The sequence below is a fragment of the Streptomyces sp. NPDC048523 genome (genome assembly GCF_043199815.1).
GTDB lineage: Bacteria > Actinomycetota > Actinomycetes > Streptomycetales > Streptomycetaceae > Streptomyces.
Genome location: NZ_JBICWQ010000005.1, coordinates 599,976 through 626,509 on the forward strand (window position 1 = coordinate 599,976; position 26,534 = coordinate 626,509).

At 69.8% G+C, this 26,534-nt stretch carries 29 protein-coding genes; 11 read left to right on the plus strand and 18 right to left on the minus strand.

Going from position 1 to position 26,534, the window contains the following annotated elements; translation table 11 throughout:
• Window positions 1–89 precede the first annotated feature (89 nt).
• Window positions 90–959 (plus strand): helix-turn-helix transcriptional regulator, encoded by an 870-nt coding sequence (locus tag ACGFWE_RS28380; RefSeq protein ID WP_393602607.1) that lies wholly within the window; start codon window positions 90–92, stop codon window positions 957–959.
• A gap of 67 nt (window positions 960–1,026) precedes the next feature.
• Here ACGFWE_RS28380 and ACGFWE_RS28385 read toward each other — a convergent pair whose 3' ends face one another.
• The 10 genes from ACGFWE_RS28385 to ACGFWE_RS28430 are packed head-to-tail and all read right to left on the minus strand — an operon-like array spanning window position 1,027 to window position 9,044.
• Window positions 1,027–1,974: a 3-oxoacyl-ACP synthase III family protein gene (locus ACGFWE_RS28385; protein WP_393602609.1), complete on the minus strand. Its 948-nt coding sequence runs from the start codon at window positions 1,972–1,974 to the stop codon at window positions 1,027–1,029.
• Window positions 1,975–1,996: 22 nt separating this feature from the next.
• Window positions 1,997–2,977: an aldo/keto reductase gene (locus tag ACGFWE_RS28390; protein WP_393602611.1), complete on the minus strand. Its 981-nt coding sequence runs from the start codon at window positions 2,975–2,977 to the stop codon at window positions 1,997–1,999.
• A 34-nt stretch (window positions 2,978–3,011) separates the two neighbouring features.
• Window positions 3,012–3,572, minus strand: a complete 561-nt coding sequence (locus ACGFWE_RS28395) for a carboxymuconolactone decarboxylase family protein (RefSeq protein WP_352387752.1) — start codon at window positions 3,570–3,572, stop codon at window positions 3,012–3,014.
• Between the two features lie 58 nt (window positions 3,573–3,630).
• Window positions 3,631–5,211: an FAD-dependent oxidoreductase gene (locus tag ACGFWE_RS28400; RefSeq protein WP_393602613.1), complete on the minus strand. Its 1,581-nt coding sequence runs from the start codon at window positions 5,209–5,211 to the stop codon at window positions 3,631–3,633.
• A gap of 3 nt (window positions 5,212–5,214) precedes the next feature.
• The gene (locus ACGFWE_RS28405; RefSeq protein ID WP_352387756.1) at window positions 5,215–5,508 is read right to left on the minus strand and encodes a putative quinol monooxygenase; all 294 of its coding nucleotides are present in this window, start codon (window positions 5,506–5,508) and stop codon (window positions 5,215–5,217) included.
• Entirely contained in the window at window positions 5,505–6,203 is a 699-nt protein-coding gene (locus ACGFWE_RS28410) for a histidine phosphatase family protein (protein ID WP_393602615.1), read from the minus strand. Before ACGFWE_RS28410 ends, ACGFWE_RS28405 begins: the two co-directional genes overlap by 4 nt.
• 20 nt (window positions 6,204–6,223) lie before the next feature.
• Entirely contained in the window at window positions 6,224–6,487 is a 264-nt protein-coding gene (locus tag ACGFWE_RS28415; RefSeq protein WP_393602617.1) for an acyl carrier protein, read from the minus strand.
• Window positions 6,488–6,541: 54 nt separating this feature from the next.
• The gene (locus tag ACGFWE_RS28420) at window positions 6,542–7,543 is read right to left on the minus strand and encodes a beta-ketoacyl-ACP synthase III (RefSeq protein WP_352387762.1); all 1,002 of its coding nucleotides are present in this window, start codon (window positions 7,541–7,543) and stop codon (window positions 6,542–6,544) included.
• Complete coding sequence (locus tag ACGFWE_RS28425; protein WP_393602619.1) at window positions 7,540–8,562, minus strand: AvrD family protein; 1,023 nt, start codon at window positions 8,560–8,562, stop codon at window positions 7,540–7,542. Before ACGFWE_RS28425 ends, ACGFWE_RS28420 begins: the two co-directional genes overlap by 4 nt.
• On the minus strand, window positions 8,559–9,044 hold the full coding sequence (locus tag ACGFWE_RS28430) for a hotdog fold thioesterase (protein ID WP_328643605.1): 486 nt from the start codon (window positions 9,042–9,044) through the stop codon (window positions 8,559–8,561). Before ACGFWE_RS28430 ends, ACGFWE_RS28425 begins: the two co-directional genes overlap by 4 nt.
• A 247-nt stretch (window positions 9,045–9,291) precedes the next feature.
• Between ACGFWE_RS28430 and ACGFWE_RS28435 the strand changes: the two genes are divergently transcribed.
• A complete protein-coding gene (locus ACGFWE_RS28435; RefSeq protein ID WP_352388062.1) occupies window positions 9,292–10,269 on the plus strand; it encodes an aldo/keto reductase in 978 nt (325 codons plus the stop codon).
• Between the two features lie 188 nt (window positions 10,270–10,457).
• On the opposite strand, the gene ACGFWE_RS28440 is transcribed toward ACGFWE_RS28435, so the two are convergent.
• Both ACGFWE_RS28440 and ACGFWE_RS28445 read right to left on the minus strand, forming a co-directional pair.
• The gene (locus ACGFWE_RS28440; RefSeq protein ID WP_393602621.1) at window positions 10,458–11,144 is read right to left on the minus strand and encodes a LuxR C-terminal-related transcriptional regulator; all 687 of its coding nucleotides are present in this window, start codon (window positions 11,142–11,144) and stop codon (window positions 10,458–10,460) included.
• A gap of 236 nt (window positions 11,145–11,380) precedes the next feature.
• Entirely contained in the window at window positions 11,381–12,160 is a 780-nt protein-coding gene (locus ACGFWE_RS28445; protein ID WP_352387768.1) for a helix-turn-helix transcriptional regulator, read from the minus strand.
• A 113-nt stretch (window positions 12,161–12,273) separates the two neighbouring features.
• On the opposite strand from ACGFWE_RS28445, the gene ACGFWE_RS28450 reads away from it, so the two are divergent.
• The gene (locus ACGFWE_RS28450; protein WP_393602623.1) at window positions 12,274–13,647 is read left to right on the plus strand and encodes a beta-ketoacyl-[acyl-carrier-protein] synthase family protein; all 1,374 of its coding nucleotides are present in this window, start codon (window positions 12,274–12,276) and stop codon (window positions 13,645–13,647) included.
• A 229-nt stretch (window positions 13,648–13,876) separates the two neighbouring features.
• Here ACGFWE_RS28450 and ACGFWE_RS28455 read toward each other — a convergent pair whose 3' ends face one another.
• The 6 genes from ACGFWE_RS28455 to ACGFWE_RS28480 form a co-directional block, all read right to left on the minus strand.
• Window positions 13,877–15,193, minus strand: a complete 1,317-nt coding sequence (locus ACGFWE_RS28455) for a cytochrome P450 (RefSeq protein ID WP_393602625.1) — start codon at window positions 15,191–15,193, stop codon at window positions 13,877–13,879.
• The gene (locus ACGFWE_RS28460) at window positions 15,190–16,077 is read right to left on the minus strand and encodes a menaquinone biosynthetic enzyme MqnA/MqnD family protein (RefSeq protein ID WP_393602627.1); all 888 of its coding nucleotides are present in this window, start codon (window positions 16,075–16,077) and stop codon (window positions 15,190–15,192) included. The genes ACGFWE_RS28455 and ACGFWE_RS28460 overlap by 4 nt, the downstream gene beginning before the upstream one ends.
• A gap of 59 nt (window positions 16,078–16,136) precedes the next feature.
• Window positions 16,137–16,928: a class I SAM-dependent methyltransferase gene (locus tag ACGFWE_RS28465; protein WP_393602629.1), complete on the minus strand. Its 792-nt coding sequence runs from the start codon at window positions 16,926–16,928 to the stop codon at window positions 16,137–16,139.
• Window positions 16,929–17,726: 798 nt separating this feature from the next.
• Window positions 17,727–18,293 carry a hypothetical protein gene (locus ACGFWE_RS28470; RefSeq protein WP_393602630.1) on the minus strand — a complete coding sequence of 189 codons (567 nt, stop codon included), beginning with the start codon at window positions 18,291–18,293 and terminating at the stop codon, window positions 17,727–17,729.
• A 19-nt stretch (window positions 18,294–18,312) separates the two neighbouring features.
• Window positions 18,313–19,560, minus strand: coding sequence for an XRE family transcriptional regulator (locus ACGFWE_RS28475; RefSeq protein ID WP_393602632.1), 1,248 nt, complete (start codon window positions 19,558–19,560; stop codon window positions 18,313–18,315).
• Window positions 19,561–19,718: 158 nt separating this feature from the next.
• On the minus strand, window positions 19,719–20,099 hold the full coding sequence (locus tag ACGFWE_RS28480; RefSeq protein ID WP_393602804.1) for a GntR family transcriptional regulator: 381 nt from the start codon (window positions 20,097–20,099) through the stop codon (window positions 19,719–19,721).
• A 456-nt stretch (window positions 20,100–20,555) separates the two neighbouring features.
• Between ACGFWE_RS28480 and ACGFWE_RS28485 the strand changes: the two genes are divergently transcribed.
• From ACGFWE_RS28485 to ACGFWE_RS28520, 8 genes are all read left to right on the plus strand, one after another.
• Window positions 20,556–21,329, plus strand: coding sequence for a DUF4097 family beta strand repeat-containing protein (locus ACGFWE_RS28485; RefSeq protein WP_393602634.1), 774 nt, complete (start codon window positions 20,556–20,558; stop codon window positions 21,327–21,329).
• Between the two features lie 160 nt (window positions 21,330–21,489).
• Window positions 21,490–21,780 (plus strand): hypothetical protein, encoded by a 291-nt coding sequence (locus ACGFWE_RS28490; RefSeq protein WP_393602635.1) that lies wholly within the window; start codon window positions 21,490–21,492, stop codon window positions 21,778–21,780.
• Window positions 21,777–22,223: a Pycsar system effector family protein gene (locus tag ACGFWE_RS28495; protein WP_393602637.1), complete on the plus strand. Its 447-nt coding sequence runs from the start codon at window positions 21,777–21,779 to the stop codon at window positions 22,221–22,223. The genes ACGFWE_RS28490 and ACGFWE_RS28495 overlap by 4 nt, the downstream gene beginning before the upstream one ends.
• 59 nt (window positions 22,224–22,282) lie before the next feature.
• Entirely contained in the window at window positions 22,283–23,233 is a 951-nt protein-coding gene (locus ACGFWE_RS28500; RefSeq protein ID WP_393602639.1) for a DUF2637 domain-containing protein, read from the plus strand.
• The gene (locus ACGFWE_RS28505) at window positions 23,233–23,604 is read left to right on the plus strand and encodes an RRQRL motif-containing zinc-binding protein (RefSeq protein WP_141206197.1); all 372 of its coding nucleotides are present in this window, start codon (window positions 23,233–23,235) and stop codon (window positions 23,602–23,604) included. The genes ACGFWE_RS28500 and ACGFWE_RS28505 overlap by 1 nt, the downstream gene beginning before the upstream one ends.
• A gap of 90 nt (window positions 23,605–23,694) precedes the next feature.
• Window positions 23,695–25,920: a cell division protein FtsK gene (locus tag ACGFWE_RS28510; RefSeq protein ID WP_393602641.1), complete on the plus strand. Its 2,226-nt coding sequence runs from the start codon at window positions 23,695–23,697 to the stop codon at window positions 25,918–25,920.
• A gap of 141 nt (window positions 25,921–26,061) precedes the next feature.
• The gene (locus ACGFWE_RS28515; protein ID WP_037724281.1) at window positions 26,062–26,319 is read left to right on the plus strand and encodes a hypothetical protein; all 258 of its coding nucleotides are present in this window, start codon (window positions 26,062–26,064) and stop codon (window positions 26,317–26,319) included.
• A 14-nt stretch (window positions 26,320–26,333) separates the two neighbouring features.
• Window positions 26,334–26,528 (plus strand): hypothetical protein, encoded by a 195-nt coding sequence (locus ACGFWE_RS28520; protein WP_020134511.1) that lies wholly within the window; start codon window positions 26,334–26,336, stop codon window positions 26,526–26,528.
• Window positions 26,529–26,534: the final 6 nt, after the last annotated feature.

The following is a 26,534-nucleotide window of genomic DNA, read 5'->3' on the forward strand; positions in this document are numbered from 1 at the left end:
GGAGGGCGGCGAGACTTCGCCCTCCCGGCCGTTGTGGCACCGGTCACCGTGCACGAGGCGCCATTGCCCCTGCCGTACGGGACTTCATAATGAGAAGGGTGGACCAGATAGTGAACACGGACCTGGGCAGCTACCTGCGACAGATGCGCGAGCGCGTCCGGCCCGAGCAGATGGGCCTGCGGACCAGCGGCTCACGCCGGGTCCCGGGGCTGCGCCGCGAGGAGGTGGCCGCGCTCGCCGGGGTGAGTCAGACGTACTACACGCGTCTCGAGCAGTCCCAGACCGCGCACGCATCCCCGCAGGTTCTGCTCTCCATCGCCCGCGCCCTGGATCTGGGCGCCGACGAGCGGGACTACCTGCTCAAGATCGGTACGCCGGTGCAGGATCCGCATCAGTCGGCGCCCCAGGACGACCAGCTCAGCGCGAGTACGAAAATGCTGATGGCCTCGCTCGGCCAAGTGGCGGCGGCCGTGCTGAACTACCGCTGCGACATCCTGGCCTGGAACTCGCTGTACCACCGGCTGTTCGCCCCGCACCTCGATTTCGGCGTCCCCGACGACGCCGGACGGCGGCCCAACATCATCAAGATGAACTTCCTCGACGACAACGTCCAGGCGCTGTACTCGGACTGGGCGGCGGAGTCCGAGTCGAACGTGACGTACCTGCGGTTCATCTCCGGGAACCACCGCCACGATCCGCGGCTGGCCGAGCTGATCGGGGAACTGACCATCCAGAGCGAGGAGTTCGCGGCGCTCTGGTGCCGTCAGCGGGTGTCCAACTGCATCGAGGGGACGAAGCTCTTCGACCATCCGGTCGTCGGTGAGCTGGAGTTGATGTACCAGTCCGCTGATCTTCAGGACGGCAACATCCTGAAGTTCTACCACGCGGAGCCCGACTCCCCGCACGAGGCCGCGCTGCAGCTCCTCACGGTGGATCTGGACTCTGTGCACCAACGCTGAGCAGCACGGACACGAAGAACGCCCCCGGTCCTCGAAGACCGGGGGCGTTCTCATGGCCGCACGCGAGCTAGGTCCGCCGGATCGCCGTCACCCCCCACGTGAAGCCCGACCCGGCCGTCGCCACGACCACGAGGTCGCCGGAGGAGATCCGGCCGTCCCGCTCCAGCTCCTCCAGGGCGAGGAACGGGTCGGCGCCGCCCAGGTGTCCGTCGAGCTCGTACTGGAAGACGCTGCGGGAGGGATCCACGCCCAGTTCCTTCAGGTACGTGCGGTGAGTGTCCTGGTTGCCGTGAGTGACCAGGAAGTACGCCACGTCGGCCACCTCCCGTCCGGCCTGGGCCAGGACCCGGTACGTCAGCGTGGTGAAGTTGTCGATGAAAGCGGTGCCGAGCCCGTCGAGCTTCTCGCCCCGCTCGACCTTGATCTCGCCGCCCTTGATCTCGCCGTAGTACGAGTCCACCCACTGCGGATCGGTGTGGTGGGCCGAGCCGAGCACCTCGTACTTGGCGTCGGTCGAGATCAGGACGGCGGCCGCGCCGTCGGCGAAGTTGAACAGCTCGATGTACCCGGTGCCGTACTCGACCAGCTCGCTCAGCCGGTCCGCGATGATCACCAGGGCGTACTTGTGCGTGCCCGCGCGCACCTGGTCGTCCGCGAGCTGCACGGCCACCATGCCCGCGTTGCAGAAGTTGGAGACCTCGTAGCAGTGCGCCTGCCGGATCCCCAGCTCCAGCGCGATCTTGGCGGCGGGGGACCAGAAGGGCGTACCCCATTCGCTGGAGCCCGCGTACAGAACCAGCCCGATGTCGTCGAGCGGTACCGGGTTCCTGGCCAGGAGCCGGGCCGCGGCGTCGCGGCCCAGGCCCCAGGAGGTCTCTCCCTCCGCGAGCACCGAGAACTTCCCCGACGGCAGGATCTGTCCGAGCTTCTCGACGCTGTACCCGGACTCCTGGCTGACCTCGGTGACACTCTTCTTCCCGCTCGGCATCGCCAGAGCGAAGTCTGCTATTCCCACTGTTCCTCCACCTGCCTGTCGGTCAGACGTATTCCACGACGGCGTGCGGCACATAGGGCGCCTCGAGCCGGGTCACTTCGTCGTCGTCGAGCACCACGTCCAGGGCCGCCACCGCGTCCTCGAGGTGGTGGTTCCTGGTCGCGCCGACGACGGGCGCGGTGACGGCCGGCTGCCGCAGCAGCCAGGCGAGGGCCACCTGAGCCATCGGGATGCCCCGGGCGTCGGCGATCTCGGCGACCGCCCGGGCGACCGCTCGGTCGGCCCGCTCGGTCGGGCCGTAGAAGCGCTCCTGGACCGGGTCGCCCGCGGTGCGCGCCGACTGCGTGTCCCAGTCGCGGGTCAGCCTGCCGCGGGCCAGCGGGCTCCACGGGGTGACGCCGACGCCCTCCGCGAGGCAGTACGGCAACATCTCCCGCTCTTCCTCGCGGTTGATCAGGTTGTAGTGGTTCTGCATGCTGACGAACCGGGTCCACCCGTGCAGGTCGGCGACGTACTGCGCCTTCACGAACTGCCAGGTGTGCATGGACGAGGCACCGATATAGCGGATCTTGCCCGCGCGCACCATGTCGTGCAGTGCCTCCATCGTCTCCTCGACAGGCGTCTCGTAGTCCCAGCGGTGGACGATGTAGAGGTCGATGTAGTCGGTGTCCAGCCGACGCAGGCTGGCGTCGACCTCGCGCAGGATCGCCGACCTGGACAGGCCCCCGGACAGCGGGTTGTCGGTGAGCTTTTCGTACACCTTGGTGGCGATGACGACGTTCTCGCGCCGGGTCAGCTTGCGCACCGCGCGGCCCAGGAACTCCTCGCTGGTGCCGAGGGAGTAGATGTTCGCGGTGTCGAAGAAGTTCACGCCGAGGTCGAGAGCCTGGGCGAGGAACGGGAGGCTCTCCTCCTCCGGCAGCGACCAGGGGTGGGTGCCGAGCCCGGGCTCGCCGTAGCTCATGCAGCCCAGCGCCAGCCGGGACACCTTCAGGCCGGACGAGCCCAGCCGCACGTACTGCAAGATTCTTCCTCTCGGGTCGGGCGGTGGGCGCGGGTCAGCTCTTGACCTCGTCCTGGACCTCGGTCAGCCGGCCCCAGGAGGCGATGCCCTCGTCGAGCGGGATGTCCAGGCTGGCCAGGTACATGGCGGTCATGGCGCTGTGGCCGGCGAGGTGGGTGATCTCGGCGATCTCGTTCTGCGAGTAGTGCTCGCGCAGCGCCCAGAACGCCTCGTCGCTCGCCTTGTGGTCGACCATGCAGTCGGTGACATAGCGGACCAGGGCGGCCCGGGCGGGCGGCAGTTCGTCGTACAGGGCGTCCTCGATCGCCTTGATCTCGGTGTCCTCCAGGCCGGCCTTCTTCGCGAGGGGGTAGTGCAGCAGACGCTCGAACTCGCTGTCGCGCAGCTTGGCCACGCGCAGCACGACCACCTCGCGGTCCAGCAGGCTCAGCAGACCGACGGTGAAGGTGCCGCCGAGCGCGAGATGGGCGGCGGCAGAGTTCTTGGTCAGCAGCAGCGCGCGGGTCAGGTTGGACTGGAACTTCTCGTACACGGCGAGCTGTTCGGGCGTCATGTCGGCGACGTCGGTGAGGGCGACGCGGGGGGCGGTGGTCATGGTGGGGCTCCTTCTGTTGCTGAGAAGAGGTGCTTCCACGAGGGAAGGTCAGGGAGTGTCAGGCGGGCAGTACGGCGAGTTCCGGCGCCTTGGCCGGCTCGGGCCGCACATGCCGGGCGAGGGCCTGTCCGACCGCCCGTACGGCGGATGTGGGGGTGCGGTCGTCGAGCGGCACCAGGGCGTCGAGGTGACCGTCGGGCCGTACGACCAGGGCGTGCGCCTCGCGAGGCAGCTTGGCCGGCAGGGGGCCGGGCGGGCGGCCACCCAGATCGGTGACGGCCGCCGCGGGCACCTGGGCGCCCAGCTCCCGGACGAGCGCGGCCCAGCGCTCGTAGCGGTACTGCACACCTGGCCAGAGCAGCACGGTGTATCGGTCCACGGCGAGGACGGGGGCGGTGCTCGACTCCCGCCAGCCGAGCGGCAGCCGTTCTCCCGGCACCAGGGAACGCCGCTTCGGGCGGGAACCGTAGTGGGTGTCGAGCTGGGCGAGCCGGGGCGCGAGCAGCTTCTCCAGTGCCTGGGTGCGGGTGCCCAGCCGGTAGACGGCGTCGCGGGCGAGGGTCTGCCGCCGGGTGGGGTAGAGCCCGACCCTGGCCAGGCGGGTGGAGAGCGCGGAGACCTGGTCGACGGCGGGCCTGCGCTCGACGTCGTAACTGTCCAGCAGTTCGGGGCGGTAGGTGCCGCCCACCACGCCGGCCAGTTTCCAGCCCAGGTTGACCGCGTCCTGGATGCCGGTGTTCAGGCCCTGGGCTCCCGACGGGCTCATCGCGTGCGCAGCGTCGCCGGTGAGGAAGACCCGGCCGCTGCTGTAGGTGCTCGCCGAGCGGACGTGCGCGGTGAAGACACCGCTGAACTTCATCTCGCCGAGCCTGCGGGCGCCGGGGACGCGTTCGGCGAGCAGTTTCTCGAAGAAGGCCCGGTCGGGGGTGTCGCCCGTGTAGTCGTCGGGCACGCTCGCGCCGACCCGGAAGATCCCGTCGCCCAGCGGAGCCAGGACCATGTTCCCGGTGCGGGTCAGGTAGTACGCCGCCTCGCTGCTGGTGGTCTCGCCCAGGATCTCGGCGTCGGTGATGGCCAGCCGGGTGCGCAGGGTCCGGCCCGTGAACCGGAAACCGAACACCTCGCGGACGACGCTGTTGTAGCCGTCGGCGCCGACGACGTAGTCGTACGTACGGGTCTGCGCGGTGCCGTCGGGCAGCCGGAGCGTGCACTCCACGCCGTCCGGGTGCCGGCTGCCGTCGACGAACGTGGTGTCGTAGTCGATGGTGCCGCCGAGGGAGGTCAGGTGCTCTTCGAGGATCGCCTCGGTGCGCCACTGCGGGATGGTGATCGCGAAGGGATAGCCGACGCCCCGCAGCCGGTCGAACCGGATCAGACCGATCATTTTCTTGTTCGAGTAGTAGTTCATCTGGTCGAAGTAATGACCGCTGTCGACCAGTTTCCGGCCCACGCCCACGCGGTCCAGCAGTTCCAGGACGCGGGGCCAGAGGATCGTGGCGCGGGAGTGGGGGCTCTGCCGGCGGAGCTTGGAGATGACGTCGGCCCGGACCCCGTGCGCCAGCAGTTCACTGGCGAGGACCATCCCGACGGGACCGGCGCCGACGACGAGGACGCGCGGCCGCTGCATGTCGCGTGTCATGGCTCAGGCGTCGAGGGGACGCAGGCGGTGGACGTACGGCGCCCGGAGATACGCGCCGTCGACCTTCCTGAGGAAGTCGGCGACGTACTCCTGCTTCATGTGCAGGTCGATGGCGCTCTGGTCGGCCCAGTCCTCGACCAGCACGACCACGTTCTCGTGCTCCTCGGACAGGCAGGCGTCGAACCGCAGGGCTCCCTCCTCCTGCCGGGTCGCGGCACACAACTCCCGGAAAGCGGCGGTGACCTGCTCCATCCGGTCCGGTACGACGTCGAAGAGGACGGTGATCTCGATGCTCATGTACGGGTCACTTCCTTGGTGATGAGTTCGTCCAGGTCGACGAACGGAAGGGGGTGCACGGGGGTGGAGACGTCCTCGCACTCGTGCGGCGCGACATTCCACCGGCGCAGTGCGGCAGCCGGGTGTCCCTCGGGCATGCGCCCGGTGTCGAGACAGACGGCGGCGCAGGTGCCGACCAGGACCCCGGGCACCTCCACGGCGGAGGTCAGGGCCCGGGTGAGCAGGTTCAGCACGCCGCCGTGGGTGACGACGAGGACGGGCAGCCGGGGTGAACCCCGCCGGCCGGCCTCCACGATGGTGCGCAGGGCCGTGGCGAAGCGGGAGAGCGCCGCGTGGCCGGTCTCGCCGCCGGCCGGGGCGTAGCCGGGGTCCGTGAGCAGCCGCCGCATGGTGCGCGGGTGCTGTCGGGCGAACTCCGCGCGGTCCTGGCCGTCGAGGATGCCCAGATGCCGCTCGCGCAGTCCGTCGAGGCGCAGGTGGGGCACACCGAGCCGGTCCGCGCAGTACGCGGCGGTCCGGTCGGCCCGGGACAGCGGCGAGGAGTACACCGCGGCCCAGGCGCCGGGACGCAGCGAGCGGGCGACCTGCTGCGCCTGCCGTACGCCCGTCTCGTTCAGCGGGATGTCGGCCTGCGCCTGGAACCGGTCCGCGGTGTTGCGGTCTGTCTCTCCGTGGCGGAGCAGCACGACACGCATGACGGTGGCCTGCCGTGCGTTCAGGCCGCGGTCGGCCCGGCGACCGCCGGAGCGCCGAGGGACTCGATCACACGGGCGGCCTCGTCGACGGTCTGCTGAGCGGTCAGTACGCCCTCCTCGATGGAGACGCCGAGCCGCTTCTCCAGGATCAGCGACATCTCCAGCAGCGCCAGGGAGTCCACCGCCAGGTCCTCGAAGGCGGTGCCCTGGGACACGTCCTCCGCCGGTATCTCGAACTTGCCGGTGAGAATGTCGATGATCATCGTGGTCACGGAACCGGTCATGGGTCACCTCAACTGTTCATGGAGAGAAGGGTTTTGCTGGTGGAAGTGGCTGGTTCAGCCGACCGGCAGATCCGGCCAGGTCAGCGTGGCCGAGCCCCAGGTCGCGCCGCCGCCGAAGGCGGTCAGCAGCACCCGGTCGCCCGCCGTCAGCGTGCCGTCGGCCATGGCGTCGGCGAGGGCGAGCGGGATGGAGGCGGCGGAAGTGTTTCCGACGCGCTCGATGTTCAGCACCGCCCGTTCGGGCGGCAGGCCGAGCTGGTCGGCGACGGCGTGGAGGATGCGCGTGTTCGCCTGATGGCCCACCAGCCGGTCCACGTCGGCGAGCTCCCAGCCCGTGCGGGCCAGTACCGTGCGCGAGGACTCCGCCATGCGGCGCACGGCAGCGAAGAACACGGACTTCCCCTCCATCCGGAAGTACCGGTCCTCGGGTCGCGGCTGCCCGCCCCGGGACCGCTCCTCGCTGCCGCCACCGCGCACCGTGATCAGGTCGGCCATCGAGCCGTCGCTGCCGAGGTGCACGTCCAGCACCGCACCGGGCTCGTCGCGCTCGCCGGCCCGCAGCAGCACCGCGCCGGCGCCGTCGCCGAAGATGACGGAGGTGGTGCGGTCGGCGGGGTCCAGGATCGTGCTGAAGGACTCGGCGCCGATGACCAGGACCCGCTCGGCGAATCCCGCGGTCACGGCGGCCGAGCCGGCCTGGAGACCGTAGACGAAACCGGAGCACACGGCTGCCACGTCGTACGCCGGTACATCGGTCAGACCCATGCGGGCGGCGACGGCCGGGGCGGTCGCCGGGCAGGGGCGGTCGGGTGTGGTGGTGGCGACGATCACCAGGTCGGCGCCGTCCGCACCGGCGTTCTTCAACGCCCGCAGACCGGCCTCGACGGCCAGGTCGCCGGTGGTCGTACCCGCGTCGACGACATGGCGCCGCGCGATTCCGGTCCGGGTGCGGATCCAGTCGTCGGAGGTGTCGAGACGCTGGGCGAGTTCGTCGTTGGTCACCACGCGCGGGGGCACGTAACCGCCCACGCCGGCGAGTACCGCTGCCCGGCTCATGCCACCGCCGTCCCTTCCGGGAGCCGGTGGGCCAGCACGGACCGCACCCGGAGGCCGGCGAGTTCGGCGACGACGTCCAGTGTGCGCCAGGTGTCGCCGCCCATGCGCAGCAGACCGGGATCGTCCAGCCGGGTGCTCACCGGAATTCCTTCGGCGGGCCGGTCCGGGCGGGAGGCGGTGAGCGTGGTCTGCCGCATCCACAGGGTGTCGCTGTCCTGGCGGCGCATGCCGTCGAGGTCGTACAGCATGATCTGGGCCAGCTGAAGGGCCGTCACGAAGGCGTCGATCACCGACACCGACGGCTGGTGCGCGCCCTCCAGCCCTGCGGTGGGCACAGGCGCCCCGTTCTCCTGGGCGACGGTCAGGGTGGCGACGGCGCTCAGGGTCCGGTGGTCCACCTCCACGTCACGGACGTACTGCCGCCGGGCGGTGAAGCCGACGCCGAAGTAACGGTTCTCCGCGGGACCGAGAAGTGCGTCCAGGCCGGGGTGGGTGCGCTCCTCGGGCGCGGGGCGGCCGGCCTCGGGGGCGTGCGCGTGCTCGACTTCACAGCGCAGGCGCATGGTGCCGACGGCGCAGTCCACCACGGACACCGCCCGGGAGGCGTCCTGGGGCACCGGGTCGGTGCGGCGCAGCGTCGCCTCGGCCGGCAGCCGGCCGAGATCCTCCTGCGGGGTGGCGCCGGCCGTTATCCGCACCTTGCGCAGCCAGGCGTCCCGCAGGTCCGCTCCGGTACCGCTCAGGCATGCCTCGGCCAGTTGGGCGGCGACGACGATCCCGTCGACGGTGCTGAAGTGCGGGCGCAGATCGGTGCCCGCCGCCTTCTTCGACCAGTCCGCCGGGTAGTGGACGCCCACCGAGGAACGCACGCGTGCGGTGCCGGCCGCGGTGCGGGCGAGATGGGTGGCGCCGATGTCGTAGCCGACCCTGCGGAAGCCGCGCCCGAAGAAGCGCTGCTCGGCGGGGCCCAGGTGGTCGTCGACGGACGCCAGCACGGTCCGCGCTGAACTCGTGGTCATCGGTGCTCCGATCGTCGGGTGTCTGCCGGTGAGGTCTGCCGGGCGGATGCCGTACGGGTGCCGGGGCGTCCGCGGCCACCACCGCGCCGGATGGCGCACGTGAGCCGTGCCGTGCAGGTCCGGTGTCCCGAGTCGTCGGTGACGACGATCTCGTACGAGGCCACGGACAGCCGCTCGTTGAGGGGCCGGCACACTCCGGTGACGGTCCCCGAGGAGACCCAGCGGTGGTGGGTGCAGGACAGGTCGACGCCCACCGCGTTGCCGCCGGGGCCCGCGTACAGGAAGGCGGCGACGGAACCGAGGGTCTCGGCGAGCACCGCGTTGGCGCCGCCGTGCAGAATTCCCACCGGCTGACGGTTTCCGGAAACGGGCATGGTGCCCACCACAAGTCCCGGTTCACAGGTGACGATTTCAATACCCATGCATCGGGTTAATTGCTCTTTCTCGAATGAGCCGTCGACCTGCATGGGTCCGAGCATCATGTTCGGCATTACAGTCTCCGTCTGTTTTCGCGGCACCGCACCGGCGGGCCGATATGAGTCAAACACGGGGACCCGGTGACCGAAAGGCTCATGGCCTGTTGCTGCCACGACGGCCACACCCTTACCGAATTCGGAGCCTTGTTCTTCGGCAGTAACCTGCCAGAAACCTTGGAATGATTCGGTGCGCACGCCCGACTGTGGTTGGGTGTAAGCGAAGTCGACGGAACAGGAAGGGAGCGTGGTCGCAGTGCAGCGCGTTTCGCTCGGCGGGCTCGACGTGTCACGCATAGGCCTGGGTGCCATGACGATGTCCGACTACTACACCGGAGCGGGCAGCGACGAGGAGGAGGCGGTACGCACCATTCGGCGGGCGCTCGACCTCGGCGTCGACTTCCTCGACACCGCCGAGATCTACGGTCCGTTCGTGAATGAGGAGCTCCTCGGCCGGGCGGTCGCCGGGCGGCGTGACGAGGTCGTCATCGCCACGAAGTTCGGCCTCGTCTCGCACGACGGCGCCGGGCCCAACGTGATCGACAGCTCACCGGCCAATGTGCGCAAGGCGGTCGAGGGTTCCCTCAGGCGGCTGGGTACGGACCGCATCGACCTCTGCTACCAGCACCGCGTCGACCCGAACACGCCGATCGAGGACACGGTGGGCGCGCTGGCCGAGCTGGTGCGGGAGGGCAAGGTACGGCACATCGGGCTCTCCGAGGCCGGCGTGGACACGGTCAGGCGCGCGCACGCGGTCCACCCGGTGTCCGCCGTGCAGACCGAGTACTCGCTGTGGTCCCGGGAGCCCGCCGAATCGCTACTGCCGGTCTTCCGCGAGCTGGGCATCGGGCTGGTCGCCTACTCGCCGCTCGGCCGCGGGTTCCTCACCGGGGCCATCCGCTCCACCAGGGAGCTCGACCCGGGTGACTTCCGGCTGACCACGCCTCGGTTCGCCGACGGGAACTTCGAGCGGAACCTGCGTCTGGTCGACGAGGTGGAGGCCGTCGCGGCGGTGGCGGGTGCCACGCCCGCACAGGTGGCGCTGGCCTGGCTGTTGGCGCAGGGAGACGACATCGTCCCGATTCCCGGTACCAAGCGGGTGGCCCGCGTCGAGGAGAACGCCGCCGCGGACGCCGTCACCCTGACCCCGGACCAGCTCGCCCGGCTCGACGCCCTGACCCCGCCGAGCGGAGAACGGTACGCGGACGGGGACCTGGCGCGGACGGGACTGTAGGCGCGGGACACCGGCGGCCCGGTCACGGCGCCGAGGCCGCAGTCGGGCGGGCGGCGGATCGCTCACGTCCAGTCCGGTCCGCTGCCGGTGGATGCCTCCCGCTCGGCCCGAGCCCACCCCCGGCGGCAGGCGCTTCCCGCCGGTCCGAGGTGGTTCTCAGCCGGCGGGCCGCCTCCGATCGGCCGGTGTCAGATCCACTGCCGACGGACCGCCTCGGCTCCCGCCTGGAAGCGGCTCTGGGCGCCCAACTTGGCCATCACTCCCGCGATGGTCCGGCGGACCGTACGTACCGAAAGGCCGGTCCGCCGGGAGATGCCCTCGTCGGTGAGCCCCGCGGTGAGGAGCACCAGCGCCTCCCGCTCCCGCTCGTTCAGCGCGTCTCGCTCCGCCTCGGCCGGCGCCCAGGGCGGCGGACCGGAGCGCGCCCAGACCTGGTCGAAGAGTGCCTGGTACGCCTCCACCAGCACGCGCCCTCGCAGCAGCGTCGCCGAGGAATCGCCCAGCCCGGGATCTGGCGGCACGATCGCGAGGTCCCGGTCGGCGACGGCCATCCACACCGGCAGGTGCGGCAGCGCCCGCATCCGCGCACCGGCCGCGGCGATCCGCCGGGTGTCATCGGCGTAGGCGGGATCCCGGCTGTCGTCCCGGAGGTGCAGAACGCGCACCTGCGCTCCGCGGCCCGCGAGTTCGGCGCTCAGCCGCACCGCCTGCTTCCTGACCTGACGGTCATAGGGCCGGCGGGGCAGTGCGAGGCGAAACTCCCGCACCCGGTGGCCGCGCAAGGTGTCCAGCAGATCCGCCAACGCGTCGGAGTCGGTCAGTGGCTGCAGTGCCGTCCGGGCGGTGTCCGTGCCGAGCAGCAGGTGGTTTTCCATGGCGCCACTCCCGTCGCGTGACCGATATTCGGCTCTCGCGCAAGTCCTGGTCGCATGTAACACGAATGTATCCTCCCCCGTACTTAAAGGTATCGCCGACGAACACCGCCGTGCCCGGCTGCTTCTGCTGGCCTCGGACCGAGGTTGCAGGCGTGGTCGAAGGCTTGTCAAGCGGTAAAAACTTGCCGCTTCTCAGCAAAGACTTTCTGTGTAGAGTGACCTCGGGGAGCCCGCCATTACGTCGGCATCAGTGCCACCAAGCGGGCTCCTGGGCGGTAAGCGGGGAGGAGGACTTGGGCGGTGACAACCAACTCGGTCTGCGAAACATGGGGGAGTGTGAGGCGGAACCGCCCGCCCTGCCGAAACGCGATGATGCGAGGTCCGGTATCCCACAGTTCCTGGCACGCAGGATCGCGTAATACGCTGGTCAGTGCTTTTTTGAGCGTCGGATCATCCGGACGTCGGACCAGCGCGAACCTCAATTGGGCGAGGTACAGCGAAGCCTGTTGCTTCCACTCCACTATTTGTTCACGTGATTCCGGATTCTCCAGCACCCAGCGCAGGAGATTGGCTCTCGGCTCCCGTACCCATGGAAACCACTCGGCCATGAGTGTGTTGTACGCCATCACGTTCCACGCGTGGTCGATGAGGTAGGCGGGGAAAGCCGTTTGCGCATCGACGAACTCCTTCAAGCGGGCGAGTCTGCCGTCGTCGTGCTGCGTCTGGTCCTCGTCCGTGACTTCGGTCAACCGGTACCAGTACAGAGCCGTACGTTCGTCCGGGCCGAGGGCGAGGGCATCGGCGAGACGCGTGAGTGTGTCCAGGGTGAGCGGGACCTGGGCCCCGCTCTCCAGAGCGCGGTACCAGCGCTCACTGACGCCCATGCGACAGGCGACTTCCTTCTGCGGCAGGGACTTCGCGCGGCCGAGCTTCGCGCCGGCCTCCGCGCGCCAGGCGCGCAGTAGCGCCGGAAGATCGGCGAATTCCAGTTGGAATTCCGTCGGTTCGGAATGCACGGGTCCAGATATGTCCGGTCCGTCAGCTTCCATCGTGTATGCCCCCGTTCATGTTACTCAATCGGACCCGACGTCAGGCGGAGCGTCATCGGCTCCTGGTGACGTGAGCGCGCTTGAAGTCTCGCCCCTACACGGACGTTCAACCGTCCACGAGAACACGACAGAGAAGACAATCAAGTGAAGGGAAGCCTCTTGCCATGGGGAACATCACCTGTGCGCGCATACCGGGTGGCCGACGTGTGGTCGTTACCGGTCTCGGTGCGATCACCCCGCTGGGACGCGGCACCGACACCCTCTGGGAGGGGCTGAACGCGGGCCGGTGCGGCATCCGTCCGCTGGACGCACCCGAGTTCGCCGACCATCCGATCCGCATCGGGGGCACCGTTCCCGACGACCCGGCGCAGCTTTTGCCCAAGCCGCAGGCGCGGCGCATGAACCGGGCCGCCCAGTTCGCGCTGCTGGCGGCCCGCGAGGCCTGGCAGGATGCCGGGTTCGCCCCGGGCGGCACCCAGGACAGCGGTCTGGACCCCGACCGGGTCGGGGTCAGCCTCGGCACCATCATCGGCGGCGCCTCGGTGCTCGTCGACGGGGACAGGCGGCTGCGGGACAAGGGCGTGCGGTACGTCCCACCGCTCACCGCGCCCATGACGGTCCCCTCCCAGGCGGCCTCACAGGTCTCGCTCGACCTGCATGTCACCGGGGAGGCCCGCACCGTGGTCAGTGCCTGCGCGTCCGGCACCGAGGCCATCGGGCAGGCCATCGACCGCATCCGGTACGGCCATGTGGACATCGCGCTCGCCGGTGGAGCGGAGGCCGCCGTGACGCCCGAGGTCATGGCCGCGTTCACCGCGATGCGCGCCCTGTCGGCCCGCAACGACGAACCCGGGGGCGCGTCCCGCCCGTTCGCCAAGGACCGGGAGGGCTTCGTCAACAGTGAGGGGGCGGGCGTGCTGGTGCTGGAGTCGGAGGAGCACGCGCTGGCCCGGGGCGCCCGGATCTACTGCGAGGCCGCGGGCTGGGGTCTGTCAGCAGACGCCTACCACCTGGCCGCGCCGGATCCGACCGGCCGCGGAATCGCGGCCGCGGTGCGGCGGGCGGTCACGAACGCGGGCGCCGAAGTCACCGACGTGGCGCACATCAACGCGCACGCCACGGCGACCGTGGAGGGCGACCTCGCGGAGGCGGCCGCGCTGCGCACCGTCTTCGGCACCGAGGACGGCGTCGTACCGGTTCCGGTCACGGCACTCAAGGGGAGCCTGGGGCACCTGCAGGGAGCGGCGGGTGGCGTGGAGGCGGTGGCGACGGTCCTCACCCTGCATCACGCGGTGATTCCGCCGACCATCAGCTGCGACAACCTCGATGACGCGATCCCGCTCGACGTGGTCAGGAACGTCGCCCGCCCCCTGCCCGAACACGGCGACCTGGCCCTGAGCAACTCCTTCGGCTTCGGTGGCCACAACGCGGTGTTGGCACTGCGCCGGCGCTGAGCTCCGATTCCGCGTCCTGGCACTGCGGCCGGTTCCACACCGGGTGGACGGCGGGCGGGCAGGAAGCACCCTGTCCCGCGCGCGTCCACGGCGAGAGGGCCCTCCGGCAGCCGCCGTCACGCCTGCGGAACGCGGCCCATGAACGAGTCGCCCTCTGGGACGTCCGCTCTCGGTCGTGCGGGCGGCGGCCGCCACCGTCGGCGCGGTCATGCCCCCGCTCCAGGGTGTCTCACGTCTCCGGTTCCGCGGCCTCCCACGGCGTACGGCGGTCGCGGATCCCCTGGGTGGACAGCGGCAGCGAGGTGGGGCCGCGCAGGACGACATGGGGCCGGTAGCCCGGCGGCCCGGCGGTGAGCCGGGGCGCCACGACCCGCTGGGCGAACCGGGTGAAGGCCAGTTCGGCCTCCAGCCGGCCCAGCGGCGCACCGAGGCAGTAGTGCGGGCCCAGTCCGAAGGACAGATGCTGCGGCCCCTCGGCCCGCGTCGTGTCGAAGGCGTGCGGGCAGCCGCCGAACACGGCACCGTCCCGGTTCGCTCCGGCCAGGAGCAGCACCATGGTCGTGCCGCGCGGGACGGGTGTGCCCCGCACCTCCATGTCCTCGCGGGCGTGCCGATGCACGAGCTGGAGTGGCGGCTGGAGCCGCAGCATCTCCTCGACCACGGCGGGCGCCGCCGTGCCGGGGTCGTCGCGCAACGCGGCCAGGGTCTCGGGCCGGTCCAGCAGGGCCAGTAGACCGTTCGCGATGAGGCTGACCGTCGTCTCGTGCCCTGCGTTCAGCAGCAGCCGGCAGGTGGTGACGACCTCCTCGTCGGTGAGAGGTTCGCCGTCGGTCTGCGCCGCCAGCAGCCGAGACATCATGTCGTCGCGCGGCCGGGCCCGCCGCTCGGCCGCCAACCTGCTGAAGAACTCGGTGAGTTCGGCCTCGGCCCGCCGTCGCCGGGCCAGGCCGGGCGCGGGCACTCCGAGGAACGCGAGATAGGGGTCGACCGCCTGGCCGAGCAGCGAGGAACGGGTGCGATACCACTCGCGTTCACCGGTGCCGATGCCCAGGACCCGACAGATCACCGTCACGGGCAGCGGGGACGCGAGGTCCGCGACGCCGTCCAGCCGGCCCCTGGCCGCCGCCTCGTCCAGCAGGTCGTCGATCAGCTCCCGGATCATCGGGGTCAGTCGTCGTACGGCCCGAGGCGTGAAGTCGGGAGCGGCGAGCCGGCGCAGCGCGGTATGCCGGGGTGGGTCCATGAACAGGAAGGACGGCAGCTCCGCCGGAGGACTCGGCGTCCTGTTGCCGTCGGCCGGCCCCGTCTGCCGGAAGAGCAGGGAGTGCCGGCGGTCGTTGCTCGCCCGCGGATCCCGCAGGACCTCCCGGCAGGCCGCGTGCGACGCGAACACGACCACGGGCCGCCCCCGCACCCATACGGGCTCCGCGACCCGGACCTGCTCGTACAGCGGATACGGATCGGCCCGCACCTCCGCGTCAAGGATCCGCCGCAGCACCCACTCGGCATCGTCTCGCGTCCCCGCCGCTCCTGAGACGCGGTTCACCGTTCCCCCTCGAACCGCCGCACTGCCCAGTCCCCCGGGACCAGCCCGCGCCGCGCGGCCAGGTCGCCGAAGCGGCTTATCGCGCGCAGCCCGTCCGCGTCCAGGCCGAAGCGCAGCGTCCGGTAGTACGACAGCAGTTGGGCGGCGGTGAACGTGCCCGCGGCCTCGGCGGACACCTGCTCCAGCTCCGCCAGCCCCCGGTCGCGGGCCGACAGCAGGGCCCGGCGCACGGCGGCGACCCTGTGCGGCTGCCGCTCGGCATACTCCCGGCGGACGGCCCAGACGGCGAACACCGTGGGCAGCCCGGTCCACTCGGTCCACAGCGCCGCGGTGTCGTGGACGACCGACGGCTCACCGTCCGGGAGGCCGTCGAAGTGAACCCGCAACGCCGGATCACCGATGACGACGGCCGCCTCCGCCCCGCGCAGCAGGGCCGACGGGTCGGGCGGCCCGGTGAAGTAGCGGGGCGCCAGCCCGAACCGCTCCTCGAGCAGGAACCGCGCCAACAGCACCGTCGTACGACTCGTGGACGTCAGTCCGACCCGCGGCGCGGCGAGTTCCTCGAGCGGGCGACGGCTGACGATGTTGCAGGACATGACGGGACCGTCGGCCGCGATGGCGAGCCCCGGGAGCAGCAGCAGGTCCTCGGTGTGCCGCAGGTAGTCGGCGAGGCTGATCGGGCCGAGGTCCAGCCGCCCGGCGACCAGGTCCGCGCCGACCGACTCCGGCGAGTCCGAGACGAGGTCCAGCCCGGCGAGAAGCTCCGAGCGCTCCAAACCCCAGAGGAGCGGGCGGCAGTTGAGGAAGGAGATGAGCCCGACGCGGGGTGGCCGCCGTTCGACGGCCGTGCCCGGGCGTGCGGTGGTGAGCCGCGTGGATGGCATGGACACGGCGCTCCCAGCGGGTGTCGGTGCGGACGAAGGACAGCGTGCGGTGCCGATGGTCACCCGAGCGCAGCCGGCTGCTTGTGACCCCATGCCTGGACGAGCGCGGGCGCCAGATCCCAGAAGGTGTCGTCGCGCAGCAGACCGTAGAACTCGTCGAGTTCGTACGGCGTCACATATCCGCCCGCGATCAACTGCTCCCTCGACATGTCCACCGTCAGCCGCCAGAAGTCCGCGAGCGGCGTTCCGCCCCGAAGGTTCTGCGTGACCGTGTTCGCCCCTACATCGCGATAGCCGTAACCGAGGAACGAGCCCGGCTGGGACCGTGCCCACCAGCTGTCCGTGCCGAGCGTCCCGCAGATGAGGTTGCTCCAGCGCTGCATCACCTTGCGGTATGTGTCGTTCGGCGAACTCTCGACAGGGAACCAGCAGAACGACTCGATCAGCACGAACCCGCCGGGCCGCAGCCACCGCAGCATCCGGCGCATGACCTCCTCCCGTTGCGGAAGGTGGCTGAGCACCAGCCGGGCGTGGATGACGTCGAACGAGCCGTCCGGGAACGGGTCGGTGGTGACGTCGTGCACCAGCCGACGCAGCCGCGGCTCCGGCACCCGGTCGAGCAGCGTCAGATCGAGGTCGGTGGCGACCACCTCGCCGTCCGTCGCCTTGCCGCACAGCCACTGGGCGACCGACCCGGAACCGGCACCCACTTCCAGACAGCGGGCATCCCTGGCCACGCCCAGCGCGTCCATCGTGCGGGTGCACAGCGGATCGAAGACCTCGGCGAGCAGACGCAGCCGTATTTCCTCGTCCCGATCGAGAGTGAACAGGCTCTCGCCGTACTTCTCCATTGCGGGTCTCCCGAAATCGTCGGTGTCCGTGGCGCCTTCAGCAGCCAAACACGACGACGGCCGCCGTACTAAGGGCCCGACCGCGTACTGACAGCATGCTGCCAACCCGACGCATCGGGAATTCGCACCCCGGAAACAGGGCCCCCGAACCACGGGGTGCGCTGTTTCTCGGCGGATACCGCCCCAGGCACCCCCGGCGAGACGCGCCGCCCGCGGAAACATGCGGATCCGACCCATGCTCCCCGTCGCCGACGACCGGGCCGAGGGAACCGCCGCGGGCCCGGTGCAGGATGGGACCGGGCCGTCGTCATGGAGATCACGGAGGCCACCTGGACGCCGCACACTCCGTCCGTGTCCGTGTCCGTGTCCGTCACGGCGCGCTCGACTGGTCCCTCGCCACCGCAAAAACTCACGAATCCTCACCTCGACCACGGCACCCGCTGGAGCGCATCGTCGCCGAAGAACAGGAAAGGGAGGAAGGAGGGAACGATGCGGTGGCCCGACCGGATTCGTTTGTCCCCCGGGTACGACAGAGGCCCATTCGCGATCAAGCGAATGGGCCTCTGACCTGCTGTCGGGGTGGCGGGATTTGAACCCACGACCTCTTCGTCCCGAACGCGATTGGACCCCGTTGTGACTTCGGTTCGCGGCTACTGACCTGCACGCTCGGCTCCGGCGGCGTCCACTACAGTCCGGGACTGTCTTCTTCCGGCCGCTTTGTTTGGCCCCCCGTTTGGCCCCCCGGTCGGCACGTACTTGTGCCGGAGAATGAGCTGGTCCAGGGCGCATTTGCAGGACTCAACGCGACGACTCGGAGCCGAGGTCGTCAAACGAGAGTTGGCGATGCTGCTCCAACTCACCCTGAGGGGAGGGAAGGCGCCAAGGCTTCCAGTGCCACTGGCCGTAGACGACGACGCCCGAGGGCAACTCCACTCCGACCCGCAAGCGAGCACCACGCGGGGCCAATGTCCTCAGGTGGGTATCCGGAAGAAGCAGATTCCATCGGACCCCGCCGAAGGCATCCACGACCGCGTCAGATGCTTCGGCGATAGACGGGGACCAGGTGTATTCGTCCCATCCCCTGCGATCAGAACGGGGGTTGAGCAGCCGGTGAAGACGGCTCTGACGAAACTGCACCAGCGGCTTTGAGAGCTTCACCGCTGTCTGGCCGTGGTTGCGGATCTGAATTATGAGGTGGCAGCTAGTGGTTTCCCCACTGGCATGAAACCTGGTCACCTCCTCGAAGAAGTGCCTCACCCTCAACCGGGGTCTCACTCTGAGGAACGTGGCGTAGGAGATTGCCATGCTGGTAGCGGTGAAGGCGGCACTGGCCCCCGCGATGATCCGGGCGACGTTGTCGGACATGGGGCAAGACTGCCCGGATTCAGCGGGGCATGAATCCGGGCTTCTGCTCGGCAAGAGAGTGAAGGCGCGCCAGGTAGCCCTGCGCCGCGGGCTCGGAGCTGTACCGCCGCCGCATCTCGGCGGCAAGTTCCCGGCTGGTCATGATGAGCGACGGCACCGACTGCCGGTCGCCTTCGAGGGCCCGTTCACCCATGAGGAGTGCCTGTTCCAAGTCGCCCTCACGCGCCGCCGTTACGCCCAGCGTGACGCGGGCTTCAGCGTTGCGCATGGGCGAGCGTTCGATGCCGTCGAAGTCCGTTCCTGCCCTCAGTACCTCTTCGGCGAGCGTGCGCGCGAGCTTGTCCTCACCGACCAGTCGATAGCAGTCCATCGCGTAGAAGTCGAACTTGGCCGGGTCCACTACGAAGTGGTTGTCCAGGTTCTCCGGGTACGGCATCCCTTCAAGGATTCGCCGCCCCTTGTCCAAGGCGACCTCGACTTGCCGGCGGTCTCCGAGCCGCGCCCACGCCTTTGCTTCCTGGGCAGCAAGCTGCACGGCCACCCCGTGGTGCGCTGCTGTCTCGGCTCCGGCCCGCGCTGCCGCGATGACGCCGCGGTAGTCGCCGGTCGTGAGAGCGAACCATGCCCGCATCTCGTGGGCCCATCCGGCAACCTCTGCATGGTCTGCCTCGGTCGCGAGGGAGAGTGCAGCTTGTCGCGTCGATTCGGCCGCGTGCCGGTCGCCCGTGTCGTACTCGACACAGCCGACAAGCAGCGCGAGCCAACCGGACAGTGCGAGAACCTCGCGGTGCTGCGCGAGCGTGAGGCTCTTCGTATGGAGTTCAACGACGCGGCGCAGCCACTGCCGCCCCTCGATGAGAAGCTGCTCGCTCGGCATGAACGGGTACTCCGACGCGAGCCGGTCCGCCGTGATCCGCAAGGCATCAAGCGTGGCGTTGTCAACGTCGGACCGGTTGAGGCGGCTCACGATCTCCAGCGTTTCCATGCCGGACGCAGCCAGAATCTCCGTGTCCCCGTCTCGCCGGGCAGGCGCCGGGAAGAGCGCGTGCGTCACGGTACCGAAGACGGCCGCGATGATCGGTTGGTAGAAGTCGTTCGGCATTTGGCCTGACTCCCAGCGCTTCCACTGGCGAATCATGCTTTCTTCCGCGGGCAGCTCTGTCGGAGCGTGCCCCCGCAGTGCCCTCACGGCGTCACGCTGCGACCAATCGCGGGCCGCTCGTTCGGCAGCGATACGCCGCGCCCATGCGGGCCTGTCGTCGTTCATGCGCCCTCCTCCGAGTGCCTGCTCTGAGTCTCGCGCGTGAGGCGGGGGGACAGGGAAGGTGACAGGCGGGTGTCACCTGACATGTCCCCTCCTCCGATCTTCCGTCCCCTGGCTGTCACTTACCTCTCAACTCCCGTTCCGCGCATGCTGGTTGCAGATCAAGCACCACCCGGCACGGAGCGGCTTTCGAGCGCTTCGAGCCTGCCGCGAAGTTCCGAGACTTGGGAGGTGAGATGTTCGAGCTGACGCAGGACTTCGGGAAGGTCGACACCCGCGTCGGCTTCGCTGGCTTCGGTGGACTGCTCCGGATCGCGGGCGTAGCTGCCGCGCGACGTGGTCAGGATGAGCCCGTCCTCGCGGAGGATCGCAAGGGCGCGCTGCACCGTCATTCCCGAGATCTTGAACCGTGTGGCCAAGTCTCGCACGGAACCCACGTGGGCCCCCGGCTTGATGTCGCCACGCAAGATCTCCTGCCGCAGAATGTCGGCCGCCTGCTCGGATTCCGGTCTGGGGTCGTCTTTCGAGATTTCAGCGCTCATCACGCCATCGAGCGTACCCACCCCTAGTACGACCTAGCACGAATCTTCGCGGCCCTCTTGCGCCGTGGTACGTGCTAGTACACGCTGTTACATGTCAGCACGGCAAGCCCGAAAGGGCTTCGCCGGACTGCGCCTGCAAGTGCTTGACCTGCAAGACCGCACGACCAGGAGCCCCGCATTGGACGGGGGGAGGCGACCCGGCGCCTTGTCATTAACCGGAGGGCTTAGACCGAAAGGTCACGTCTCCATACGCCTACTTCGAGGCCGGACAGCTCTACCTGACACGGGAGCGCGGTCGCGATGAAGGAGACATGCACTACCGCCCCGATGGTCGTAGGCCGGGTTCGACTCCCGGTCGGGGCGCTGCGGGACGGCCGCCGTCTCACCACCTCACTGCCGCGGCCGTCTCGCCTTCGCGCACTTCAGGTCCCACTCCAACAACCTGGGAGCATCCCCATGACCGAGCGCACCTTTGACTCGAAGACCTCCGGCCCGATCGTGCTGGGCCTGTCGCTGCCCGTCGGCAACGTCCACGTGCAGGTGCTCAACAGCATCACGACCGCCCGCATCACGCTGCACACCGAGGACAGCACGGGGCCCGCGGCCGACGCGGTCAACCAGGCCCGCACCCACCAGGACGGGCAGGCGCTGGCCATCGAGGTTCCGGAGATGCCGGGCAACGTGATGGTGCAGAGCATCCGAGGCAACCGCATCGTGCAGAGCGTCGGCACGGTCTACGGCTCGATGACCGGCGTGACCATCATCAACGGCCGCGTCGTCTCCGGCGGGATGAGTAACGCCCAGACGGTCAGCCCGATCACGGCCACGGTCATGCTGCCCGCCGGGTCGTCCCTCGCCGTGGTTGCCACCTCCGCGGATGCGTTCGTGTCCGGCTACATCGAGCGCATGGAGTTCCGCTCCGTCTCCGGCGACCTGGACGCCGACGGAGTTCGGCAGCTCACCGCCAACACCACCTCGGGAGACATCAACGTCGGCCGGGTCACCGAGCAGGTGACCGCGCAGTCCGTGTCCGGTGACATCGAGGTAGGGCTGTACGACGGCCGCACCGCCACCCTGAACACCACCTCCGGAGACATCGAGGTGCAGGCGACCGGTGCCGCATCCGGGCACGTGAGCGCGCGCAGCGTCTCCGGTGACGTCCGCATCTCCGGCGCCCGCCACCTCAGCGTGTCCGCCGACAGCGTCTCTGGCCGCGTCCGCAACCGCTGATCTCTCGCACTTCCGCCCCGATGGTCGCAGGCCGGGTTCGACTCCCGGTCGGGGCACTTTCCCCTGCCGTGTTGCGGCTCGGGTTCTTCCGGAGTAGTCGCCGTCTCACCAAACGCCTGCGGCTCTCCGGCTCCGTGTCCCTCCCACTTCAGGAGCTGTCATGCGTACGTACATCGGCCACCAACAGGCCGTCTCTGCCGCGGACTTCGCGGAGCTGGCGCTCGGCACCCCGGTTGAGCTGTGGCTCGGGGTCGAGGGCGAGACGGACGAAGAGCGCGCAGCCCGCGAGGACGCGGCGCGCGACATCCTCGCCGACGACCCCGGCCTTCCCGACGACCTGATCCGCATCGCCGCGCAGGTCATTGAGGAGAACCCGGACCTGTTCGACGTCACGCCCCTTACCCGCCCCGCCCGGCGCCGCCGCGCGGCACGCAAGGGGGTGGCCGCATGAGTGCCCAGGACACCATGCTTGCCGCCGCTCACGCGGAGGTGAAGGCGGAGATCGCACGGACCGACACTAAGACCGGTCTCCTGCTCGCGTTCGTCGGTGCGGTCCTCGCCGGATCGTGGACAGTCGCCAAGGACATGCCGCTGAACCTCCCCGCCTGCATCGTGGGCGGTCTCGGGATGGCTCTGTTGGTTGCGGCGGCCGGTCTGCTGTTGCGGTCGGTGCGCCCGAACCTTGGCGGCCGTCACGGCTTCCCGCTGTGGGCCACGCTCACCGCGGACGAGATCACCGCCACCCTGACTAACGACCGGGCCGCGGACATTGCGGTCCTGTCCCGCATCGCCGTGGCCAAGTTCACCGGCCTGAAGCGCGCGGTCGACCTGACCTGTGCGGGCGGCGCGCTGCTCATCATCGCGGCCCTGATCACGGCGGGAGGTGCGGCATGAGCACCCACTCTGCACCCCAGATGCCCGCCCCCGGGGTACCGCCACTGACAAAGCCTGAGATGGGGCTCGCCGGTATCGGCGCGCTCGCCGCGGCCGGAGTCGGTGCGCTCGGTCTGATCTCCTCCTTCGACGCCGTGTCCGAGGCTGCGGCCCGTTGGGGCTTCAGCGAGGCGTGGATGCTGCCGGTCGGTATCGACGTGGCTATCCCGGTGTTCACCGTGGCCAACCTGCTGTTGATCCGGATGGACATGGCGCTCGCCTGGGTGCGGTTCGTGCCCTGGGTGCTCACCCTGATCACCTGCGGGCTGAACATCGCGGCCGGACACGACGTGTGGGCCAAGGTCGCGCACGGCACCATGCCGCTGCTGTGGGTGGTTTTCTCCGAGATCGGCGCGCACATCTACGCCGTCCGCATCGGCGCGGCCACCGGCCGCCGCATGGAAAAGATCCGATTCTCTCGCTGGCTGCTGGCCTTCCCCTCCACCTTCGCGCTGTGGCGCCGGATGACGTTGTGGGAGGTCACCTCCTACTCGGAGGCGCTGGCGCGGGAGAAGGAACGGCAGTTGGCCCGCGCGGACCTGCGCGAGCGCTACGGCCGCAAGTGGCGCTCGAAGACTCCGCGGCGCGAGCGCGTGATGCTGCGCATGGGCGAACTCGCCCCCGCCACCGAGCAGGAGACGCCCGCGCCGCCCCCGGTGGAGAATCCGCCGGCACGCCCGGCTGAGCCCAAGCCGCGTCCGCGTCGCCGGACGACCACCAAGGCCAAGGGCACGGCTCAGCGCACCTTCGAGGAGGCGCTGACCGAGGCGCGCACGGTCACCGCTGAGTGGACCGAGGCGGAGCTGACCGCGGACCGTCTGCGCACCACGCTGCATGTCTCGCAGGCCAACGCCCGCAAGTTGCGGGAGCAGTTGAAGGGCGAGCGCGTCGACGGCCGTCCGCTGCACGCGGTCGACGAAAACGCCGTTACCGATTCGCGTCAGGATGACGCATCGGCTGAGGCTGCCTGATGTTCGCCAAGTGCTTCGACCCGACCGGCGCGAGGCACGGACTGCCCACCTACCCGTGGCGCTACGCCCCCGACGGGCTCGCCACAAAACGGCAGTTACGGGCCCGCGGCTTACGGCCCGGTGGGCAGTCCATCGCGGCGCAGATCATGCGCCCGCGCTACAGGCGCGGCCCGCTGGTCGCCTACCTCTACCGCGTCGACCGCGCCAAGCCCGTCCGGCCGATGACGCCGGGCAAGTGGGCCGCGCTCGCCAAGGCGAACCGTGCCCGCCGCACGTGCCCCGCCTGCCGACAGGACGCCGGATACGTCATCCCCACGTCGCTCGGCATGTGCGTGCCCTGCGCCTACCCCGAGGAACAGCGCGCCGCCTGACCTGCACATCACGATCCGGCGGGGCCCGTCCGCCCACCTCCTACAGCGACGGCCGGGCCCCGCCTTTCCTCCCCTTGGAAGGGACGTTCAGTGAAGCACCCCGACGACGACAACGAACTGTTCAACCGACTCGAAGCGGAGATGAGTGCCGACTCCGGGGGCGAGGTAGTCGACCTCGACAAGGCGCGGTCGGCCCGTACCGAGTCGGCCGACCCGACCGCCCGACCCGACTCCGACCCGTCGGCCGACTCCGAGACCGGTCGGTCGGGTGCCGAGTCGGGCGACCCGACCGCGCGCGTGATGGTCGACCTGCCGACCCCGACGGCCACCGGTCCGGGCTACCTCGGTCGGCTACTCGGTGCCCAGCGCCGTGCGGTCGTTCCCGTGTGGCTGCGGTCGGTGGCGGAACTGCGGACTGCCACGGCGTGGGTGGCCCGTCACTACGCCCACGCTGCCGGGTATCACGCGCTGCGTGCCCCGGTCTACGCCGCCCGGCTCGCCCTGCAAGCCCCGACCGGCGCCGCCCGGTTCGTGGGCGGCACGATGCGTTGGGTGGCCGACCGAGAGGGCGAACCGGTCCGGCTCGCCGCGGTCCGGCGTGAGGACGCCGCGGAGTACCTGAAGCTGTCGCGGCAGCGCGATGGACGGGTCCGACTGCGCACCCTCGTTGCCGTGCTCGCCATGTTCGTCGGGCTCGGCTCCGCGCTCGCCATCTACGTGCTGGCCCCCGACTGGCTTCAGGCGGTGTCGGTGAGCGCGGTCGTCATGGCGCTCGGGTTCGCCGGACGCCGCGCGGATGCCCCGGTCATCCACCGCGCCGTGGAACTGCCCAAGGCGGTCAAGCTCACCAGTGACATCGTGCTGCGGGCGCTGGGTGCTCTCGGTATCCCCGCCATCAACCAGGCGCAGGCCAAGGGGCGCGACGGGTTCGAGTTCACCGCCCCGATCACCCGTGACGGCCCCGGATGGCGCGCGGAGGGCAACCTCCCGTACGGCGTCACGGTGACCGACGTCATTGAGCGTCGCGACCGGCTCGCTTCCGGCCTGCGCCGCCCGCTCGGGTGCGTGTGGCCCGAGGCGGTACCGGATGAGCACACCGGTCACCTCGTGCTGTGGGTGGGGGATCAGGACATGTCTCGCGCCAAGCAGCCCAAGTGGCCGCTGCTCAAGTCGGGTTCGGTGGACCTGTTCAAGCCGGTCGCCTACGGCACTGACCAGCGTGGACGCTGGGTCGAAGCGACGCTGATGTACATCGCGGGCGTCATCGGCGCCATCCCGCGCATGGGCAAGACCTTCCTGCTCAGGCTCCTGCTGCTCATCGCTGCGCTGGACCCGCGCGCGGAGCTGCACACCTACGACATGAAGGGCACGGGCGACCTGGACCCGGTCGGTGACGCCGTCTCCCACCGCCACGCCGCGGGCGACGATGACGAGTCCATCGAGTACTGCCTGAACGACTTCCGGGCACTGCGCGAGGAACTGCGGCGCCGTACCAAGGTGATCCGCTCGCTTCCGCGGGATGTCTGCCCGGAGTCGAAGGTGACCAGCACTCTCGCCGACAAGCGCTCCCTGGGTCTGCACCCGATCGTGATCGGAGTGGATGAGTGCCAGGTCCTGTTCGAGCACCCCGAGCACGCCAAGGAGTTCGAGGAGATCGCAACCGACCTGGTCAAGCGCGGTCCGGCCACCGGCATCGTGCTGCTGCTCGCCACGCAGCGCCCGGACGCCAAGGCGCTGCCCACCGGCATCAGCGCGAACGCGTCGGCGCGTTGGTGCCTGAAGGTCATGGGTCAGCTCGAAAACGACATGGTGCTCGGCACGTCCGCGTACAAGCGGGGCGTGCGGGCGACCATGTTCGCCTGGGGTGACAAGGGCATTCACTACTTCGTCGGTGAAGGCTCCGACGCCCGGATCGTGCGCTCCGTCTACATCGACGGCCAGGGCGCCGAAGCCATCGGCGCCCGCGCCCGCCGCCTGCGCGAGGAAGCGGGCACGCTGTCCGGGCACGCGCTCGGGGAGGCACCCGAGCCGGTCACCAGCGCGTATGACCTGCTGCGCGACATTCTCGCCGTTGTGCCGGCCGATGAGCCCAAGGTGTGGTCCGAGACCGTCGTCGCCCGGCTCGCAGAGCTGCGCGAGGAGGTCTACGACGGCTGGGACCCCGAGGGACTGGCCGCGGCCCTGAAGCCGCACGGCGTCTCCACGATCCAGGTGGGCCGCCGGGTCAAGGGCAAGGTCGTCAACCGGCGCGGCATCGACCGCTCCCACATCGTCGCCGCGATTGCGGAGCGTGACGGAAAGCGGGACGCGGGCTGACTGTCCGGGGCCGCTAGCGCTAGCGGCACACCCCGCTAACGTTAGCGGCCCCGCTAGCGCCCCAAACCTGCTCTGATCAGGCCGCTAGCGGATAGCGGCCCACCTGCGGAAACCCTTGAAACCCGCCTGGAAGGGCCCGTCATGACCCCTGTCCTGCTCGCTATCACCCTGATTCTTGGCGTAACGCTGTGTTACGTCGCCGTGTGCGCTGCCTCGCCGTTCGGCAACTGCCGCAAGTGCAACGGCTGGGGCTTCGCGATGAAGACCGACCGCAAGGGCCGCATGAAGCGCGGCAAGGACTGCCGCCGCTGCAAGGCCACCGGCAAGCGCATACGCGTCGGCCGCTGGCTCTACAACCGCTGGGCCCGCATCTACCGCGCCGGTACGAACACCCCCTGACTGGAAGGCTCCCGATGATCCTGAACATCTCCGCCGTCCTGCTGTTCGGCGCCGCATCCGCCCTCGCCGTCAAGACCAAGTCCGCCGGAGGGGGTTCGGCCATCGTGCTGTTCCTGTTCGGGTTCTTCGTCGCCGGGACCGGCGCGTACGAGCCCATCCACAACCTCGTGCAGGCGTCCGCCGACGCCCTGTCCGCCCTCGGCAACTGAAGGAGG

Coding starts and splice junctions, on each gene's coding strand:
- ACGFWE_RS28400 (WP_393602613.1), bottom strand. CDS start 5,211: ATGACACGCGACATGCAGCGGCCGCGCGTCCTCGTCGTCGGCGCCGGT.
- ACGFWE_RS28415 (WP_393602617.1), bottom strand. CDS start 6,487: ATGACCGGTTCCGTGACCACGATGATCATCGACATTCTCACCGGCAAG.
- ACGFWE_RS28475 (WP_393602632.1), bottom strand. CDS start 19,560: ATGAACGACGACAGGCCCGCATGGGCGCGGCGTATCGCTGCCGAACGA.
- ACGFWE_RS28515 (WP_037724281.1), top strand. CDS start 26,062: ATGACCCCTGTCCTGCTCGCTATCACCCTGATTCTTGGCGTAACGCTG.
- ACGFWE_RS28485 (WP_393602634.1), top strand. CDS start 20,556: ATGACCGAGCGCACCTTTGACTCGAAGACCTCCGGCCCGATCGTGCTG.
- ACGFWE_RS28395 (WP_352387752.1), bottom strand. CDS start 3,572: ATGACCACCGCCCCCCGCGTCGCCCTCACCGACGTCGCCGACATGACG.
- ACGFWE_RS28490 (WP_393602635.1), top strand. CDS start 21,490: ATGCGTACGTACATCGGCCACCAACAGGCCGTCTCTGCCGCGGACTTC.
- ACGFWE_RS28495 (WP_393602637.1), top strand. CDS start 21,777: ATGAGTGCCCAGGACACCATGCTTGCCGCCGCTCACGCGGAGGTGAAG.
- ACGFWE_RS28380 (WP_393602607.1), top strand. CDS start 90: ATGAGAAGGGTGGACCAGATAGTGAACACGGACCTGGGCAGCTACCTG.
- ACGFWE_RS28405 (WP_352387756.1), bottom strand. CDS start 5,508: ATGAGCATCGAGATCACCGTCCTCTTCGACGTCGTACCGGACCGGATG.
- ACGFWE_RS28440 (WP_393602621.1), bottom strand. CDS start 11,144: ATGGAAAACCACCTGCTGCTCGGCACGGACACCGCCCGGACGGCACTG.
- ACGFWE_RS28465 (WP_393602629.1), bottom strand. CDS start 16,928: ATGGAGAAGTACGGCGAGAGCCTGTTCACTCTCGATCGGGACGAGGAA.
- ACGFWE_RS28430 (WP_328643605.1), bottom strand. CDS start 9,044: ATGATGCTCGGACCCATGCAGGTCGACGGCTCATTCGAGAAAGAGCAA.
- ACGFWE_RS28470 (WP_393602630.1), bottom strand. CDS start 18,293: ATGTCCGACAACGTCGCCCGGATCATCGCGGGGGCCAGTGCCGCCTTC.
- ACGFWE_RS28480 (WP_393602804.1), bottom strand. CDS start 20,099: ATGAGCGCTGAAATCTCGAAAGACGACCCCAGACCGGAATCCGAGCAG.
- ACGFWE_RS28410 (WP_393602615.1), bottom strand. CDS start 6,203: ATGCGTGTCGTGCTGCTCCGCCACGGAGAGACAGACCGCAACACCGCG.
- ACGFWE_RS28520 (WP_020134511.1), top strand. CDS start 26,334: ATGATCCTGAACATCTCCGCCGTCCTGCTGTTCGGCGCCGCATCCGCC.
- ACGFWE_RS28460 (WP_393602627.1), bottom strand. CDS start 16,077: ATGCCATCCACGCGGCTCACCACCGCACGCCCGGGCACGGCCGTCGAA.
- ACGFWE_RS28505 (WP_141206197.1), top strand. CDS start 23,233: ATGTTCGCCAAGTGCTTCGACCCGACCGGCGCGAGGCACGGACTGCCC.
- ACGFWE_RS28500 (WP_393602639.1), top strand. CDS start 22,283: ATGGGGCTCGCCGGTATCGGCGCGCTCGCCGCGGCCGGAGTCGGTGCG.
- ACGFWE_RS28420 (WP_352387762.1), bottom strand. CDS start 7,543: ATGAGCCGGGCAGCGGTACTCGCCGGCGTGGGCGGTTACGTGCCCCCG.
- ACGFWE_RS28425 (WP_393602619.1), bottom strand. CDS start 8,562: ATGACCACGAGTTCAGCGCGGACCGTGCTGGCGTCCGTCGACGACCAC.